This is a genomic window from Paraburkholderia unamae (assembly GCF_003096875.1).
GTDB classification, from domain to species: domain Bacteria; phylum Pseudomonadota; class Gammaproteobacteria; order Burkholderiales; family Burkholderiaceae; genus Paraburkholderia; species Paraburkholderia unamae.
The window spans coordinates 23,218-39,499 of record NZ_QEOB01000016.1 but is presented as its reverse complement, the minus strand read 5'-3'; the positions used below and the strand labels follow the sequence as shown (position 1 = coordinate 39,499).

Genomic DNA, 16,282 nt, shown 5'->3' with positions numbered 1-16,282 from the left:
GCCGTCGTGGCCCGTTCACCCGCTCGCAGGCCAGGCGTCAGAACGTATAGCTGAGCTTGCCGAACGCGGTGCGCCCGAGCGTGCTATAGCCGTACGCGGTCACATACTGCCGGTTGAACACGTTGGCGAGCGTGGCCGAGAGCGAGAGATGCGCGTTGACCTGGTACGACGCGCGCAGGCTGAGCGTCGTCCACGACGGCAGATAGATCGTGTTCTGCTGGTCGTCGAAGGTCGAGCCGTTGTACAGCAGCGAAAAGCCGGTGCTCAGCGCGTGCAGGTGGAACTCGTCCCACGTGTGGTCCACGCTCAGGCTCGCCGTTTGGCGCGGGCGGCGATTGAGCCAGGTCTGATCGCTCACGTCCTGCGGATTCAGGATGCCGACCGAGAGGCTCACCGGCGTGTACTGGCCGAGCGTGCCTTTGTACGAGAGGTCGATGCCCTGAATATGCGCGCGGCCCACGTTCACGGGCAGGAAGGTCTGCGAGTCGTAGGTGATGAGGTCGTGCACGCGCGTGTCGTACACGGCCGCCGTGAACGTGCCGTACGACGTGGCGGCGTCGAGCGCGGCTTCCACCGAGTCGCTGCGCTCGGGTTGCAGGTTCGGATTCGAGTAGCCGGGGTAATACAGGTCGTTGAACGTCGGCAGGCGGAACGCGTTGCCGTACGACACGCGCGCCGTGTAGACCGGCGTGATCGCCCATGCGAGCGCGACGTTGCCCGTGTTGACCGACTGCCCCTGCACGACCTCGTGGCGGCCCGCGAGAAACAGCGTGAGCGGCCCGAGCGTGGTCGACTGATGCAGCGAGACGGCGGAGTCGTTGCGCGCGGGCACGCCGTTCGGAATGTCCACGGGCAGGAACGCCAGTTCGCGCGTGTAGTCGTAGGCGAGCTTGGTCTCGCCGCTGAGCGGCTGGCCGAACAGCGTGTGCCCGGTTTCCTGGTGCGTGATCGACGTGGAGGTGGAAAAGCGCGTCGAGTCGATCTCGTCGGTGGGAATCGTCGGGTCGTTCGAATAGAGGAACTGACGATCGGTCGCGTAGCCCACGGACTGGTCGAACTGCGTGGTCGGCGTGATGTCGAGATGGAACGCCAGGCCCGTCGTGAGCTGGTTGTCGCGCTGCCGGTCGTTGCCGCCGAGGTTGTCGTAGGAGAGATCGGAGCGGTGGTACAGCGCGAAGGTCGAAATCGACCAGTTGTCGTGCGCGTAGCCGAGGCGCGCGTCCAGGTTCTGCGCGTGATACGGGTTGCGGCCGTTTTCGTGGCCGTAGGCCCACGGCTGTGTCGCGTCGATCCCGGCCGTGTTGTAGTCGTGGAGGCCTAGCGAGTAGGTAAGGCCGCTGAGCGCCGCAAGCGGGCCGGTGGAGGGGATCGTGCCGGAGGTGCGCAACTGCGTGTCGAAGGTCTTGTTCGAGCCGCCGCCGAACGACACCGTGGTCTGGTTCGGCTGATTCGACGCGTGGCGCGTGAAAAGCTGCACAACGCCGCCCACGGCGTCCGCGCCGAACGAGGCGGCGGCGGGGCCGGAGATCACTTCCACGCGGTCGAACGCGCTGGTCGGCAGGTCGGCCCACTCGGCCGTGCCCGTGGTGGAGGAGCCCACGCGGATGCCGTCGATGAACACCGCCACCTGGCTTGCCGACGAGCCGCGAATGCTCACGGCCGAGTAAGCGCCCGGGCCGCCGCTTTGCGAGACGCTCACGCCCGGCAGCGCGGTGAGCGCCTGCGCGATGCTCGGGTCGATGGGGGAGACGCGCTCCAGGTCTTCGCGCGTGAGGACCTGGGTGCTCGCGTAACGCTGGTCGAACGACTGCGGCAAATGCTGCGTGTCGCCCGTCACGAGAATGTTGGGCAGCGTGGCGTCGTCGTCGGGCTGCCGGGTTGGCGCGGACGATGCGCCGGCCGCATGCGCGGCTTGCCATGCGCAGGCCAGCACGGCGGACGTGAGAACGAGATGGCGGAACTTCATGAGGCGGTGGCTGGAAACAGCTCCTGAATACGGGCTGTCCGTGCAACGGGCGACCGCCCACCTGGATGGGCGGCGCTTGCGCATTGGGGCACCCCGCCCGCTGCGGCTGCTGGACTCGGCTGATGGCAGGTCTCCTGGCTTGCGGGTCGACGTCCGCTGCCGGCCTTCCCGGTTTCCCAGTGGCCTGCTCTGGCATGGACTCGCCGTTCACAGTTGCGGGGGCAGCCGCAGTCTCACACTGCGTTCCCTTTTGATCCCGTCGCCGGGAACCATCAGCGCGCAAGGGTAATGGCCGCGTATTCGGCGCGTCAACCATTCGTGCGCGGGGTGTGGCGAAAATGCCCGGTTTGGCCTGCGCCACGACTTCCGCTATGCTTTCAATTGCTTTTCGCGCGGCGGGCCTCGTCCCGGTCGCGGAAAGTGCAACACGAGCGGAACGCAGCAGGGAAGCCGGTGGGAATCCGGCACGGTCGCGCCACTGTGACTGGCACGCGGCAACGCGCCAGAAGTCAGACCTCGCTACGTTCTTTCCACGACGCAAACCAGGGCGCGTAACCCGAGGAGCCGTTCATGCACACCCCCATCTCACCGAGCGACCGGGCAGCCCGGCCGCGACCGCCTGGCGCCGCACGCGGCCAAAAACCGCACGCTGCGGGGCGCGGGTCCGCCCTGTCATAGCGAGCCGGATTACGACGTTTCAGACACCTCGCCGCGCAGAGCGAGGGCTGACAACGCTCGTCCGTACCCCTCCCCACAACGAAAAAGAGCGGACTCCGCCATGAATAAAACTCCCTTCACCGTCCTCGGCGGGACGGTACTGGCATTCGCAAGCACCGGCGCGTCGGCGCAGGAAATGACGCTGTATGGCGAGATCGACGCGAGCGTCGCCTACGTGAGCGACGTGGGCGGCCGCGCGCAATATCGCGCGGGCTCGGGCCTGATCGACGGCAGTTTCTGGGGCCTGCAAGGCAAGGAAGACCTGGGCGGCGGCAATGCCGCGGTCTTTCGCCTCGAACGCGGCTTCTCGGTCACGAGCGGCGAGTCCGTCGACGACCACCCGTTCTACGTGGGCCTCGCGTCGGAGCGCTTCGGCGCGCTCACGCTCGGCCGCCAGTACGACACGATGCACGACTATTTCGCGCCCTACGTGCTCACCGGCGGCACGGGCGGCACCACCTTCGCGCATCCGTTCGACAACGACAACGCCAACAACTCGTGGCTCGCCTCGAACGCCGTGAAGGTTGCGAGCGCAACCTATGGCGGCTTCAGCGCCGGGGCGATGTATGCGTTCTCGAACACGGCGGGGCGCTTTGCGCAAAACCGCGCCTACGGCTTCGGCGCCCATTTCGACGGCGGGCCGTTCAATGCGGGTGTGGCGTGGATGCATCTCGACGGGCGCGGCGAGTCGCCGCTGGGCGCGTACGACACGTCGGTGCTGCCGGGCGCGGGGCTCGTGCCGACCGAAGTCGCGGTGCAGCGCGAAGACATGATCGGCGCGGGCATGAGCTATGTGCTCGGCGATGTCACGCTGGGCGCGGCGTGGTCGCGCTCGATCCGCTCGGGCATGAGCGAGGCCGAAGGCGGTGGGCCGCTGCCATCCGGCGCGTTCAGCAACTACGAAGTCAACGCCGTGTGGCAGGCCACGCCCGCTCTTTCGCTGGCGGGCATGTACGCGTACACCGGGGCTTCCTCGGCCAATGCGGCGCACTGGCATCAAGGCGCGGTGCAGGCCGTCTATCAGCTTTCGAAGCGCACCGACGTGTATAGCGAGGCGGTGTATCAGCGCGCGTCGTCAGGGGCGCTCGCGATGATCAACACCTGCGACGCGTCGGGCGGGCGCAACCAGCTGCTCGTGGCGGCCGGTGTGCGGCACCACTTCTGATGCGGCGCGATCAGCCAACCTGCCGCGCCGGTCCGCCGCGCGAACCGCATGGGTGCATGACATGAGAACCGTGGACAACGAAGCCGTGACGCGGCTGCTGGGCGAACTCGAAGCCGGCAGCGACGACTGCTGGGATGTGTATGAGGAAGTGGGGCGCATCGTGGTGGCGCGGCTCGTCGAGAGCGACTGGCGCGCGCTTCAGGACATCGCGCAGGCATGGATGGCGAGCGCCGCCGAGCAGGGGCGGCTTGCCGACACGCCGCCCGCTTCGCGCGACTACGAGACGAACGAGGCGCGCGCGAACGAGGCCGACGCGGTGCTGTGCTCGGTGATCGTGAGCGCGGTGTTCGGCGCGCCGCCCGTGCGGCATTGAGGCGGCGCGCCATCCGGTCACTCGTCGCTCAAGGCATTACGATGCAGAGAGCTTGATGGCAACGCCGGTCGAGGAATACACGGGCGTCGCCTTGAAGCCGTCCACCGTGACCGTTGCGAACTTCACCGACGCGCCGCTGCCGTCGATCACGTCGATCGTGTCGCCGGCCTTCGGCGTGTAGCCGTTCACGAACTTCACGTGCAGCGTGCCGCCCGCCACCGTGAGCTGGCCGCCCACGCGCAGGCGTCCGCCGCCGTTGCCGTCGAGGTCGAGTTCGAGCGTCGTGTTGTCGAGCTGCGTGTATTTGCCCGTGACCGTCAACGGCGCGCTCGTCGCCACGCTCACGCTGCCGCCGCTGCCCACGTACACGTCACCCTTGCCGAAGGCCGTGGCCGATGCGGCCGCGAGCACGCCGCCGCCCACCTGCGAGCCGCCCGTATAGCTGTTGTTGCCCGCGAGCGTGAGCGTGCCGCTGCCTGCGAGCGTGAGCTTGCCCGAGCCGCCGATGTCGTTGCGCCAGGTGTCCGCGGCGTTGAAACCGCCCTGCGAGGCATCCATCGAAACGGCCACGTTGCCGTTGAATGCGCCATAGCCGTCGGCGGCGCCGAACATGTTCAGGCGGCCCCAGCCTTCGGCGTCGTCCATCACCGGGTAGCCCGAGGCGATTTCCGTGGTCTTGAGCACGACGCGGCGCTGGTCGGCGCTCAGGTACGGAAAGCGCGTTTCGAGCAGCACTTCCGCGCCCTTGGGCACCACGGGCGGCGCTTCGGTCGATTCGATCTGGCCGAAGCCGAAGGTCATGCGGCGCGCAAACGCCGACTTGTTGGTCGCGTAGTCGGCAAAGCGGTCCGTCGTCGCCGTGCCCGAATGCGCGTAGCTCGCGAAGCTCGTCGCGTCCGTGCTGGTGGCCTGCATGAGCGCGCTGTGCGCCTGCGCGTAGGCCGCGCTCTTGAGCGTGGCGTTCGCGGGGTCGTAGAGATTCGCGGCGGTGGCGGCGAGCGCGAACATGCGCCCGCCGATCACGTCGAGCGGCGAATGCATGCCCGCGAGAATGCGGTTCTCGCCGAGTTCGAGACCGCGGCTCGCCATTTCCTGATAACGCTCGGGCACGAGATACGCCATCGTCATCGCGTCGCGCATGGCTTCGGCCTCGTGGCCGCTGATAAAGCCGCCGTCCGTCGAAGGCGTCGTGCTAATGGCCGGTACGAGCGTGGGATCGACCACGACGCTCGTGCTCCAGCGGAACGGCCGCGCGTACTTGTAGAAGCGCTTGGCGGGCTCGGTGGAGGCGTTGTTGCCCATCGTGTTGAGCAGGTCGACCACCTTGCCGAAGGTCGCGTTGCTCGTGCTGCCCACGCCGATGTTGTTGCCCGAGTCGTTGTAGAGCACCGAAGTCGCGTTCGCGGGAATCGAGGTGATGCTCGTGGTTTGCTGCGCGGCGGCGCGCCAGGCGGCGGTGAGCGGGCCCATGCCGTCGGTCACGCTGTAGCCCTTGCCGCGGCGGTCGTCGTAGTAGGCCGCGTCGGCTTGCGCCTGGGTGCGCTGGGTCGTTGCGCTCACAACGTACTGGACGTTCGCGTTGAGCACCGTGCTGTTGAGGATCGTGCCGTTGGGCGTGCCGTCGGTTGGCACGCCGGTCCACGTCGATTGCACGACCGCGGGGAACGCACCGTTCGCGGGCGCGGACACGCCGGCGTCCACGAGCAGCGTGAGCGGCTGCCAGAGGTCGAGAAAGCGCGCCACCACGCGCACGCCGCCGTTGGTCGCGAGCGTGGCGTAACGGGCGTCGCCGCGCTGGTTGGTCGCGATGGTATCGACGAAAGCGGGCACGTCGGGAATCGGCGCATTGTCGGCGAAGCCGGGGTCGGCGGGCGGCGCCGGAATGGCGGCGCTGGCGGCGGGGTCGCCGTTGCCGCCTCCGCAGGCGGCCAGCGCGGCAATGCTGGAGAGCACTGCGAGGCGCAGCGGCAGCGGAATACGGGGGCGTGATGCGGACATGCTGGGGCTCCGTCGTCGTGGTGAATCGATTTCGATGGCGGCGGATTATGATTACGTTTGATTACTCCCTAATTACTGATTTATTACGCTACGGTTAAGCGGCGGCTGAATTGCCGTGGTTGCGCCTGCGCATGCCTTGCTTCGGGATGGCCGGATTTGTCACCCTCATGGCCGCTGCGCGCAATCATGCGGAGTCCGAACAGGTGTGCCGCAAGCGCGGGAAAGTACTCAGGTTCGCGGACTACGATCGCCCTGCCGATCGTAGTATTCTCTAGCGACGCGGACCCGCGGCACGTACGACGGGCTACAGGGAGGGTCACGCGATCCAGTACCCCGATAAAGAGGAGAGGTTGAATGAAGTTGTCGAAGCTCCTGCTTACCAGCGCGCTTGCCGCATCGGCGCTTGGATTCACCGCGGTCGCCGCGCATGCCGAAGATCTGCTGGATTCCGTCAAACAGGCCGGGGTGCTCAAGATCGGTCTGGAAGGCACCTATCCTCCATTCGATTCGCGTGACAGCAAGGGCGAACTCGTCGGCTTCGACGTCGATGTCGCGAAGGCCGTGGCGGCCAAGCTCGGTGTGAAGCCCGAGTTCATTCCCACCGAGTGGAGCGGCATTATCGCGGCGTTGCAGGCGGGCAAGTTCGACGTGATCGTCAACCAGGTGACCGTCACGCCGCAGCGCCAGCAGGCGCTCGACTTCAGCCAGCCGTATACGTACTCGGCGGCCCAGCTTATCCAGCGCGCCGACGACAAGCGCGAATTCAAGACGCTCGACGCATTCAAGGGCGACAAGAAGCTCGGCGTGACGCTCGGCACCAACTACGACCAGATGGCGCGCGCCGTGCCCGGCATCAACGTGCAGACCTATCCCGGCGCGCCCGAGAAACTGCGCGACCTGGCCGCGAAGCGCATCGACGCGACGATGGACGACCGCCTGATGCTGCCGTACATCATCAAGACCTCGAACCTGCCGCTGCGTCCGGGCGCCGTGTTGCCGGGCGCCGATCAGGAAATGGCCATTCCGTTCCGCAAGGGCAATCCGAAGTTCGAGAAGGCGATCAACGACGCGCTCACCTCGCTCAAGCAGGACGGCACGCTCAAGAAGATCTCCATGCAGTGGTTCGGCCAGGACGTGACGCAACCGCTCGCGCATTAACGTCTTCGTCCGCATTCTCGCCACGCGCGCCGGCCGCATCGACGGCCGGCGCGCCTAGGCACAATCCCTTCCGAACGCCCTCCGTGGTTCGCGCGCAGCCGGTCGACATGCGCATGCGCCCGCCGCTATTCCCGTGGTTTACACTTCAGCCACCGCAAGACCGGAGCTTGCCGCCGCGCTGAAAGCAGCGTTCGCCGGCGGGTTCTCCTTCATCGACTGCCAACGCCATTTCCATGCCGCGATTCGACCCGCCCGCCACCGCCAGTTTGCCGCGTTCGCGCGCATTCGACCTCAATACGCCGCAAGCGCTGGCGCTCGCCCGCGTGCTCGTGCCCTGCCTCTTCGGGCTCTATTCGCTGTGGCTTGGCGCTGATGCGAACTGGGACCTCTACAACTATCACCTGTATAACCCGTTCGCCTGGCTCAACGGCAAGCTGCAAACCGATCTCGCGCCCGCGGGCATGCAGTCGTACTTCAATCCGCTGCTCGACGTCACGTACTACCTCGCTAACCTGTATCTGCCGTCGCGTGTCGTCGGCTTTGCGATGGGCGCACTGCATGGCCTGAGCTTCGTATTCCTCTTGAGCATCGCGCGAGCCGCGTTGCCGGACCTGCCGCAAAACCAGCGTTACCGCGTGCCGCTGCTGCTCGCGCTGGCCGGTTGCCTCACGGCGAATTTTCTCTCGGTGCTCGGTAATTCGATGGGCGACGACACGACCGCGCTGTTCGTCCTCGCGGCGCTCTCGATGCTCGTGGCGAACTGGGGCAGCCTGCACCAGCGCAGCGTGTACGCCGTGGCGCTCGTGTCATGCAGCGGTTTGCTGGCGGGTTTTGGCGTCGGGCTCAAGCTGACGAATGCCGTGTTCGCGGTGGCGATGTGCGCGGGGCTGCTGTTCTATCCGGGCGGCGTGTTCCTGCGCATCCGGCTCGCTTTCCTGTTTGGCGTCGGCGTGCTGGTGGGTTTTGCCGTGACGGGCGGTTACTGGATGTCCCATATGTGGGAGACCTTCGGCAATCCGCTGTATCCGCAGTTCGGCGCGCTGTTTCCGGACCCGCTCGTGCGCGCCGACGCAATCGCGGACACGCGCTGGCGGCCGCACGACTGGATCGAAACCGCGCTCTGGCCGTTCGTTTTTGCGCACGACTCGAAGCGGGTGGGCGAAGCGTCGATCCGGCAAATCATCTGGCCGATCGTGTACGTGCTGTTCTGGCTGTGGCTGATCGTGAGCGTCGTGCGATGGGTCGCGCCGCGCCGCGAAGGCAACCCGCTGCGCACGCGCGCGCGCTTCGTGGTCGTGTTCGTCGCGATCGGCTATCTCGTGTGGATGCAGTTGTTCAGCATCTACCGCTATATCGTCGCGATCGAGGTGCTCACGCCGCTGGTGGTGTGGATCCTGCTGCATCAGTTGCTGAGCGCTCGCGCGGCTTCGCGTGTGGCGGGCGGGTTGATTGCGCTCGCAACGGTCGTGGTGGTGGCGGGCGGCGCGGGAACGTGGGGCCACGAAGGCTGGGCGGACCCGCTATGGCACGCCGAGCGACCCGCCATCGCGCAACCGGCGCAAACGACGGTGGTGATCGCCACGACGCGTGCGCGCGCCTGGGGCTGGATCGCCGCGCTGTTCCCGACCGACGTGGCGTTCACGCAGATCGACAGCAGCTTTCCGGCGACGCCCGCCTTCGACGCGCGCATGCGCGAACTGGCGCGCACGCGCGGCGGCCCGATCTATGCGCTCATCGACGGCGAGCACAACTGGCGCGTCGATACGCTGGCGGGGCTGAACGCCACGGCCGGCAATCTCGGGCTCACGCGCAGCGAGCGCGGGTGCGCGGCAATGCGCTGGGCCGTGACGCGCTTGCGGCTGCACGCCTCGGTCGTGCCGGGAACGCAGCCGGGCGAGCAGTGCGCGCTGGGCCTGCGCGCCGATGACGTGCGCGACACCGACGCCGAAAATCGCGCCGATCGCGAAGCGGCGGCGGCGATGTTCGAGCGCCACGGCTTCACGCTCGACGCACCAGGCTGTGCGCCGTACCGCGCGGGCATCGGCAAGGGCGTGCTCGTGTATCAGTGGTGCCGGCTGTCGCTGCGCGGTGCCCAGTGATGACGTGATGCCCGCGCGGCGACAGCCTTGCCCCGACTCACCTCACTACCCGACTACCGCGCCGCCTGCGTGCGCGTGCGCAGTTTCGCGACTTCGGCCACGCCCACCGCGCCCGCCTTGTTGTTCCAGCCCGCGCGCACGAACGTGAGCACGTCGGCGATCTGCTTGTCGCTCAGGACATCGGCATAGGCGGGCATGGGGTAGGGGGCGGGCACGCCCTGGATCACGAGGTCGCGGGTGCCGTTGAGCGTGACGTTGATGAGCGACGACGCGTCTTTCTCCAGCACGTTCGGATTGCCCGCGAGCGGCGCGAACATCGGCGCGAAGCCGCGCCCGTCGGCGCCGTGGCAATGCATGCAGTACGCCGTGTACACGCGCGCGCCCGCATCGTTGGCCGGGCGCGAGAGCGAGACCTTGGTGGTCTGCGCATCGTAGGCATAGGCCGGGCCGCCGTCGCCGCCCGCCGCCGGCAGCGACTTCAGGTACAGCGCGATGGCGTTGACGTCCGTATCGTTCATGGCCTGGGTGCTCTTGTTGATGACGTCGGTCATCGCGCCGAATGCCGAGGCGTGCTGGTTCGCGCCGGTCTTGAGGAACTGCGCGAGATCCGCCTCGCTCCAGCGCCCGAGGCCCGTGTTGTGCTCGCCGGTGAGGTTCGAGGCGTACCAGCCGTCGAGCAGCGCGCCCGTGAGCCACGCGCCGCCGCTTTCGTCGAGCGCCTTCTCGTTGAACCCCACGCCGCGCGGCGTATGGCACGAGCCGCAGTGGCCGAGACCCTGCACGAGATACGCGCCGCGATTCCACGCCACATCCTTGCCCGGCTTGTCGCGATACACCGCCTTGTCGAGGAAGAACGCATTCCAGATCTTGAGCGGCCAGCGCATGTTCATCGGCCACTTGATGTCGGCGTCGCGGTTGGTCTGCTTGACCGGCTGCACGCCCTGCATGAAGTACGCGTAGAGTGCGGCCACGTCTTCGTCGCGCACCTTCGCATACGAGGGATAGGGCATGGCCGGGTAGAGATTGTGGCCGTCCTTCGCCACGCCTTCGCGCATGGCGCGCGCGAAGTCCGCTTGCGTGTAGCCGCCGATGCCCGTGTCCGGGTCCGGCGTGATGTTGGTCGTGTAGATGCGGCCAAGCGGCGTGGTCATCGGCAGGCCGCCCGCGAACGGCTTGCCGTGCGGCGCGGTGTGGCAGGCCGCGCAGTCGCCCACGGCGGCGAGATAGGCGCCGCGCTGGATCGTGGCGGCGTCGGCCGCGGGGGCGGCAGCGAGCGCGGGGCGTGCGCTCACGCAGGCGAGCGCCGCGAGGGCGAGCGCACCGCCTGCGCCGCGCGAGAACAAGCGGCGCAGGCCGCGGCTGCGTTGGGGGCGGCTTTGGGAGGCGTTGATCGTTTTCATCGTGGTTCGCTCCCTCAAGCCGACTTCGCGGTCGCGCCCGCGTTGATGAGTTGCCGGCCCACGGGCAAATGCCGCAGACGCTTGCCCGTGGCCGCGTAAATCGCGTTCGCCACGGCCGGGATGACCGCCGAGGTGCCGGGCTCGCCGATGCCTCCGGGGGCTTCGGCGCTCTTCACGATATGCACGTCGATTTGCGGAGCCTGGTCGATACGCATGATCCGGTAGTCGGTGAAGTTGGTCTGCGCGACGCGTCCGCGCTCGATCGTGATCTCCCCCCACAGCGTTGCCGTGATGCCGAAGATGACGCCGCCTTCGATCTGCGCCTCGATGGTTTTGGGGTTGACGGTCATGCCGCAATCCACGGCGCACACCACGCGGTTCACGCGCACCTCGCCGTCGTCCACGCTCACGTCCACGACCATCGCGAGGAAGCTGCCGAACGCATGCATGACCGCCACGCCGCGCCCCTGGCCCTTCGGTGACGGCGGTCCCCAGTTCGCCTCGCGCGTGGCCACGTCGAGCACGTTGAGCGCGCGCGGCGACTTGCCGAGCAGGTTGCGCCGGTAGGTGACGGGATCGGTTTTCGCGGCCACGGCCAGTTCGTCGATGAAGCTTTCCACGACGAAGGTGCCGCGCGTCGGTCCCACGCCGCGCCAGAACGCCGTGGGCACGGCGCGCGGCTCCTGGCGCACGTATTCGATCAACTGGTTCGGCAGGTCGTAGGGCAGGTCCGCCGCGACCTCCACGGCGTCGGGGTCCACGCCGTGCTGGAACGCGGGCGGCGCGAAGCGCGCCATGATCGACGAGCCCGCGATGCGGTGCTGCCAGGCCACGGGCTTGCCGTTCGCGTCGAGCCCGGCCGAAATGCGGTCGTAGTAGTACGGCCGGTACATGTCGTGCTGAATGTCCTCTTCGCGCGTGTAGAACACCTTGACCGGCACGTCGAGCTGTTTGGCAATCTTCAGCGCCTGGGCGATCGCATCGACTTCGAGCCGCCGCCCGAAACCGCCGCCGAGCAGATGGTTGTGCAGCGTGACCTGCTCGGGCTTGAGGCCTGTGACAGCCACGGCTGCATCCACGGCGCGCGTGGGCACCTGGGTGCCCACCCAGATTTCGCAGGCGTCGGGGCGCACATGAACCGTGCAGTTGATCGGCTCCATCGTTGCGTGCGCAAGGAACGGCTGCTGGTAGACGGCTTCGATGTGCGTCTTCGCCGTGCCCAAAGCCTGTTGCACGTCGCCTTCCTTGCGCGCAACCGCGCCTTGGCGCTGCGAGGCGCTCGCGAGATCGCCCACGATCTGCTGCATCGACACGTTCGCGCCCGCGCCTTCGTTCCACTCCACGACGAGCGCCGCCGCGCCGCGTTTGGCGGCCCACGTATGCGCGCCGATCACGGCCACGGCGTTGTCGATCTTCACGATGCGCGTGACGCCGGGAATCTGCTTCGCATGCGTGTCGTCGACCTTCGCGAGCGTGCCGCCGAACACGGGGCAGTTCACGATGGCCGCGTAGACCATGCCTGGCAGGCGCACGTCGAGACCGAACAGCGCCGTGCCGTCCACCTTCTCGGGCGAGTCGAGCCGCCCGGTCGGCTTGCCGACCAGCGTGAAGTTTTTCGGGTCCTTGAGCGCGACCTTCTGCGGCACGGGCAGATGCACGGCCGCATCCACGAGCTGACCATAGGCCGCGCGGCGGCCGCTCGCATCGTGCAGCACCTCGCCCGCCCTGGCGTGGCAGGTGGCCGGATCGACCTGCCATTGCTGCGCGGCCGCCTGGATCAGCACGGTGCGCGCCGCCGCGCCCGCTTCGCGCATGGGCTGCCAGGCGTAGCGGATCGAGGTCGAGCCGCCCGTGAGCTGACCGCCGAGCAGCGGGTCGGTGAAGAGCTTCGCGTTGGGCGGCGCGTGATCGATCGTCACGCTGTCGAGCGGCACTTCCAGTTCTTCCGCGATCAGCATGGGGATCGACGTGTACACGCCTTGCCCCATCTCCACCTTCGAGACGATCAGCGTGACCTTGCCCGCACGGTCGATCTGGATGAATGCGTTCGGCTCGAACACGCCGTCCTGGGGCGCTTCGTTGCCGTCGCCGCCGACTACGGATCGACGCGTCTGAGCATCGCCCTGCGCGCCGGCCGAAAAGCTGATGCCGAGCAGCAGGCCGCCGCCCGCCGCCGCGCCGAGCTTGATGAAGGCGCGGCGCGAGAGCGCTGCGCTCGCGCCGGGTGCGTTGCGCCGGGGCGCGCCATTCTGTGCATCGAGGAGGCCTTGTGACATCTCACGCCTCCTTCGCGGCTTGCTTGATGGCCGCGCGAATGCGGGTGTAGGTGCCACAGCGGCAGATGTTGCCGGCCATGGCCGCGTCGATGTCGGCATCGCTCGGGTTCGGGTTCGCGGCAATGAGCGCCGCCGCCGACATCACCTGCCCCGACTGGCAGTAGCCGCACTGCACCACGTCGACCTCGCGCCAGGCCTTCTGCACCTTCTGCCCGGCCGGGGTCGCGCCCACGGCCTCGATGGTCGTGATCTTGCGGCCCGCCACGGCCGCGACGGGCAACACGCACGAGCGCGCCGCCTCGCCGTCCAGGTGCACCGTGCACGCGCCGCACTGCGCGATGCCGCAGCCGAACTTCGTGCCGGTCAGACCGACGATGTCGCGCAGGACCCAAAGCAGCGGCATGTCGGGCGGCGCATCGACTGTATGCGTTTCGCCGTTGATGGTTAGCGTTGTCATGGAACGGCTCTCCGAAAGTGGGGATTTGTCGTTTTGAGTGGCTAATCGCAGGCCGTGCGCGCCGGCTGTTCCGCCATGAAAGCTAATGGAAATCGCCGTGTGCGCGCCGTCCTGCAATAACCGGCTGAGTGTAGCGCCGCCTTTAAATACGTGCAGAAGACCGGCCGTGCGCGGGTGCGGTCGCCAAACGTTGCGCCTCGACGCGCGCTGGTTTGCTAACGACATGCGCCGCTGGCCGCTCCTGAAAATTCGCCTTGACTTCTATTTAGATGATGACTAGCATCTAAATCAATCGCAACACGGGCAACACGCACTACACGGAGCGCTGCACATCATGAGGAAATCGAGGGCCGAAACCGCCGAAACGCGCCGCCGCATCGTGGAAGTCGCAGCCGATGCATTCCGGGCCAACGGCATCCACGCCACGGGGCTCGCCGACGTGATGGCCGCCGCCGGTCTTTCGCATGGCGGTTTCTACCGGCACTTCGAGTCGAAGGAGCAACTGGTGGCCGAAGCTTGCGAAGCGGGGCTGGCGGGTATTGTCGAGTCGCTCGAAGCGGCCGCGCATGGCCGCGAGGGCGAGGAGGGCTTCAACGCCCTGGTCGACGCCTATCTGTCCACGGCCCATCGCGATGCACCGGCGAACGGTTGCCCGTTTGCGAGCATGGGCAGCGAACTGGCGCGCTCGGACGACGCCACGCGGGCGGTGGCGTCGCGCGGGTTCGACGAACTGGTCGAGATGCTGGCGAAGCGCACGGCCGCACCGGATGCACCGGATGCATCGGAAGCGCCGCTGGACCGCTCACGCGCGGCGTTCGCCGTGGCGGCCATGGTCGGCGCGCTCACGATGTCGCGCATCATTGCGGACCCCGAAGCGTCTGCGTCGTTGCTTGCGGACGTGAAGCAGCACATCGAAACGATTTGATTGACGAAAGTCGCCAACACCTGGCGATTCGCTTTACCTTGAAATGTGCATATGCACTTGTCAATGTTCATCTAACCCGACTGGAGGGATTCATCATGCAACAGCGTAAGTTTCTGATCACCGGCGCCACCGGCAAGACCGGCGTGCATACGGTCAACATCCTTCTCGAAGCCGGCCATGCGGTGCGCGCGATGGTCCACAAGGAAGACGAGCGCAGCGCGGCGCTGCGCGCGGCCGGCGCCGAGGTGGTGGTGGGCGACCTGCTCGATCACGACGACCTGATCCGCGCCACGTCGGGCATGGACGGCGCGTATCTCTGCTATCCGGTGCGTCCCGGCTTCATTCAGGGCACGGCGTATTTCGCCGACGCCGCGCGCCGCGCCGGTCTCGAAGTCGTCGTGGAAATGTCGCAGATTTCCGCCCGCGAAGACGCGAAGAGCCACGCGGCGCGCGATCACTGGATCGCGGAACGCGTGCTCGACTGGTCGGGCGTGCCGACCGTTCATATCCGCCCGACGTTCTTTTCCGAATGGCTCGTTTTCCCGTGGGTGCTCGACACCATCGTGAAGGAAGGCGCCATCACGCTGCCTTACGGCGCGGGCCGCCACGCGCCGATTGCCGCCGAGGACCAGGCGCGCTTCATCGCGGCGGTTCTCATGCAACCGTCCGCGCATATCGGCAAGACCTACACGCTTTGCGGGCCGGTCGAACTCGACCACCAGGGCATTGCCGACGAAATCGGCAAGGTGATCGGCCGCAAGATCGTGTATCGCCCGTCCACGCTCGAAGCGTATCGCGAACACTTGCAGCAATACGATCTCCCGGAGTTCGCGATCCAGCATTTCATCGAAGTCGCCGTCGATTACCAGAACGGCGTATTCAAGGGCACCGACTCCATCATCGAATCCGTTACCGGAAAAGCGCCGCAAACGGTCGAAGCGTTCGTGCGCGCCAATCGCGATCTCTTTCAGGCTTGAAGCCGTCCATCCTTTCACTCCACTCGTTCAGGAGATTCAAAATGAAGATCAGGAATTCCGTTGTGTTCGTGACCGGCGCGAGCCGCGGCCTTGGCCTTGCTTTCGCGCGTGAAGCGCTCGCGCGCGGCGCGGCGAAAGTGTATGCGGGCGTGCGCAACCCGGATGGTTTTCATGAGCCCGGCATCGTTGCGGTGAAGCTCGACGTGACGGACCCGGCCTCCGTCGCCGCCGCCGCGCAAATCGCCTCCGATGTCACGCTGCTCGTGAACAACGCCGGCATTGCGGAAGTCAGCGAGTCGCCCGTCGCGCAAAACGTGGAGGAACAGGCGCGGCGCATCTTCGAGACGAACTTCTACGGCGTGATGCGCACGAGCGCCGCTTTCGCCGCGCAGCTTCCCGGCGACGGCAACGGTGGCGTCATCAACGTGCTTTCCGACGTGACGTGGCGCTCCGTGCCGTTCCTCGCGCCGTACTCGGCTTCGAAGGCGGCGGCGTGGAGCTACACCAACAATCTTCGGCTTCATTTGAAGGCGAGACAGATCGGCGTGGTTGGCGTGCACGTGGGCTTCGTGGATACCGACCTGACCAAAGACTTCGACGTGCCGAAAGCCGACCCCGTGGATGTCGTTCGTCAGGCGTATGACGCGCTCGAAGCGGGCGAGAGCGAAGTGCTTGCCGATGCGGGCAGCCGCGAATTGAAGGCGTCGCTTTCGGCGACGGTGCCGGGCTATATCGATCCCGACGTTCTGCGGGCATAGGCGCGTGAACAGG

At 67.0% G+C, this 16,282-nt stretch carries 12 protein-coding genes and 2 riboswitches; of the genes, 7 read left to right on the top strand and 5 right to left on the bottom strand.

The window, feature by feature from the left end:
• Positions 1–37: 37 nt before the first annotated feature.
• Positions 38–1,966: a TonB-dependent receptor domain-containing protein gene (locus C7402_RS29695; protein ID WP_116613168.1), complete on the bottom strand. Its 1,929-nt coding sequence runs from the start codon at positions 1,964–1,966 to the stop codon at positions 38–40.
• A 107-nt stretch (positions 1,967–2,073) separates the two neighbouring features.
• A riboswitch (cobalamin riboswitch) is annotated at positions 2,074–2,255 on the bottom strand.
• Positions 2,256–2,400: 145 nt separating this feature from the next.
• Positions 2,401–2,493: riboswitch (adenosylcobalamin (AdoCbl) riboswitch) on the top strand.
• Between the two features lie 251 nt (positions 2,494–2,744).
• On the opposite strand from C7402_RS29695, the gene C7402_RS29690 reads away from it, so the two are divergent.
• Together C7402_RS29690 and C7402_RS29685 are read left to right on the top strand one after the other, a co-directional pair.
• Positions 2,745–3,848 (top strand): porin, encoded by a 1,104-nt coding sequence (locus C7402_RS29690; protein ID WP_116613167.1) that lies wholly within the window; start codon positions 2,745–2,747, stop codon positions 3,846–3,848.
• 61 nt (positions 3,849–3,909) lie between these two features.
• Positions 3,910–4,221 (top strand): hypothetical protein, encoded by a 312-nt coding sequence (locus C7402_RS29685; protein ID WP_133254584.1) that lies wholly within the window; start codon positions 3,910–3,912, stop codon positions 4,219–4,221.
• 36 nt (positions 4,222–4,257) lie between these two features.
• On the opposite strand, the gene C7402_RS29680 is transcribed toward C7402_RS29685, so the two are convergent.
• Complete coding sequence (locus tag C7402_RS29680; protein WP_116613165.1) at positions 4,258–6,219, bottom strand: acid phosphatase; 1,962 nt, start codon at positions 6,217–6,219, stop codon at positions 4,258–4,260.
• Between the two features lie 354 nt (positions 6,220–6,573).
• On the opposite strand from C7402_RS29680, the gene C7402_RS29675 reads away from it, so the two are divergent.
• Together C7402_RS29675 and C7402_RS29670 are read left to right on the top strand one after the other, a co-directional pair.
• Entirely contained in the window at positions 6,574–7,377 is an 804-nt protein-coding gene (locus C7402_RS29675; RefSeq protein WP_112173458.1) for a transporter substrate-binding domain-containing protein, read from the top strand.
• A 233-nt stretch (positions 7,378–7,610) separates the two neighbouring features.
• Positions 7,611–9,476 carry a hypothetical protein gene (locus C7402_RS29670; protein WP_116613164.1) on the top strand — a complete coding sequence of 622 codons (1,866 nt, stop codon included), beginning with the start codon at positions 7,611–7,613 and terminating at the stop codon, positions 9,474–9,476.
• Positions 9,477–9,529: 53 nt separating this feature from the next.
• Here the strand turns inward: C7402_RS29670 and C7402_RS29665 are convergent, their stop codons facing one another.
• The 3 genes from C7402_RS29665 to C7402_RS29655 are packed head-to-tail and all read right to left on the bottom strand — an operon-like array spanning position 9,530 to position 13,609.
• A complete protein-coding gene (locus C7402_RS29665; RefSeq protein WP_116613163.1) occupies positions 9,530–10,876 on the bottom strand; it encodes a cytochrome c in 1,347 nt (448 codons plus the stop codon).
• 14 nt (positions 10,877–10,890) lie between these two features.
• A complete protein-coding gene (locus C7402_RS29660; protein ID WP_116613162.1) occupies positions 10,891–13,152 on the bottom strand; it encodes a xanthine dehydrogenase family protein molybdopterin-binding subunit in 2,262 nt (753 codons plus the stop codon).
• A 1-nt stretch (position 13,153) separates the two neighbouring features.
• Entirely contained in the window at positions 13,154–13,609 is a 456-nt protein-coding gene (locus C7402_RS29655; RefSeq protein WP_112173454.1) for a (2Fe-2S)-binding protein, read from the bottom strand.
• Positions 13,610–13,943: 334 nt separating this feature from the next.
• Between C7402_RS29655 and C7402_RS29650 the strand changes: the two genes are divergently transcribed.
• The 3 genes from C7402_RS29650 (at position 13,944) to C7402_RS29640 (ending at position 16,269) form a co-directional block, all read left to right on the top strand.
• A complete protein-coding gene (locus C7402_RS29650) occupies positions 13,944–14,534 on the top strand; it encodes a TetR/AcrR family transcriptional regulator (protein WP_116613161.1) in 591 nt (196 codons plus the stop codon).
• 95 nt (positions 14,535–14,629) lie between these two features.
• Positions 14,630–15,511, top strand: a complete 882-nt coding sequence (locus C7402_RS29645; RefSeq protein WP_112173452.1) for an NmrA family NAD(P)-binding protein — start codon at positions 14,630–14,632, stop codon at positions 15,509–15,511.
• A gap of 41 nt (positions 15,512–15,552) precedes the next feature.
• Complete coding sequence (locus C7402_RS29640; protein WP_116613160.1) at positions 15,553–16,269, top strand: SDR family oxidoreductase; 717 nt, start codon at positions 15,553–15,555, stop codon at positions 16,267–16,269.
• Positions 16,270–16,282: the final 13 nt, after the last annotated feature.

What these genes read in the sequence shown, in the direction of transcription:
- C7402_RS29695 (WP_116613168.1), bottom strand. Translation starts at nt 1,966, where the DNA reads ATGAAGTTCCGCCATCTCGTTCTCACGTCCGCCGTGCTGGCCTGCGCA.
- C7402_RS29690 (WP_116613167.1), top strand. Translation starts at nt 2,745, where the DNA reads ATGAATAAAACTCCCTTCACCGTCCTCGGCGGGACGGTACTGGCATTC.
- C7402_RS29685 (WP_133254584.1), top strand. Translation starts at nt 3,910, where the DNA reads ATGAGAACCGTGGACAACGAAGCCGTGACGCGGCTGCTGGGCGAACTC.
- C7402_RS29680 (WP_116613165.1), bottom strand. Translation starts at nt 6,219, where the DNA reads ATGTCCGCATCACGCCCCCGTATTCCGCTGCCGCTGCGCCTCGCAGTG.
- C7402_RS29675 (WP_112173458.1), top strand. Translation starts at nt 6,574, where the DNA reads ATGAAGTTGTCGAAGCTCCTGCTTACCAGCGCGCTTGCCGCATCGGCG.
- C7402_RS29670 (WP_116613164.1), top strand. Translation starts at nt 7,611, where the DNA reads ATGCCGCGATTCGACCCGCCCGCCACCGCCAGTTTGCCGCGTTCGCGC.
- C7402_RS29665 (WP_116613163.1), bottom strand. Translation starts at nt 10,876, where the DNA reads ATGAAAACGATCAACGCCTCCCAAAGCCGCCCCCAACGCAGCCGCGGC.
- C7402_RS29660 (WP_116613162.1), bottom strand. Translation starts at nt 13,152, where the DNA reads ATGTCACAAGGCCTCCTCGATGCACAGAATGGCGCGCCCCGGCGCAAC.
- C7402_RS29655 (WP_112173454.1), bottom strand. Translation starts at nt 13,609, where the DNA reads ATGACAACGCTAACCATCAACGGCGAAACGCATACAGTCGATGCGCCG.
- C7402_RS29650 (WP_116613161.1), top strand. Translation starts at nt 13,944, where the DNA reads ATGAGGAAATCGAGGGCCGAAACCGCCGAAACGCGCCGCCGCATCGTG.
- C7402_RS29645 (WP_112173452.1), top strand. Translation starts at nt 14,630, where the DNA reads ATGCAACAGCGTAAGTTTCTGATCACCGGCGCCACCGGCAAGACCGGC.
- C7402_RS29640 (WP_116613160.1), top strand. Translation starts at nt 15,553, where the DNA reads ATGAAGATCAGGAATTCCGTTGTGTTCGTGACCGGCGCGAGCCGCGGC.